The sequence below is a fragment of the Bacillus sp. SIMBA_074 genome (assembly GCF_046534555.1).
Lineage (GTDB): Bacteria > Bacillota > Bacilli > Bacillales > Bacillaceae_G > Bacillus_A > Bacillus_A mycoides.
Genome location: NZ_JAWRYM010000408.1, coordinates 1 through 278 on the forward strand (window position 1 = coordinate 1; position 278 = coordinate 278).

General features: G+C 66.2%; 1 protein-coding gene. It reads right to left on the reverse strand.

Annotated features, from left to right (window positions below):
• Positions 1-238 (reverse strand): ThiF family adenylyltransferase (locus SB773_RS31355; protein ID WP_410594194.1); only part of this gene is annotated, 238 nt, incomplete at its 3' end.
• Positions 239-278: the final 40 nt, after the last annotated feature.

Sequence of the window (278 nt, forward strand, 5' to 3'; positions counted from 1 at the left end):
GCACTACGTCTGAGCGACGCGCGCCGACAACGCGGGGTAGGTTGGTCGGATCGAGCCGATCCGGGTCGATGTAAAGGAGTTCGCCCACACCGAGTCGGGCGAGGTATTCCCCGATGAGGGAGCCGATGCCGCCGAGCCCCACAACAGCAACCTTGGAGCTGGCGAGGATCGCCTGCCCGCGATCGCCAAAAATACGGGCTTGGCGGTCGTAGGTGGGGTCTGCCACCTTGGCCGGCACAGGCTCTCGAGTGAGGGAGAGCTGGGGTCGTCCCACGACG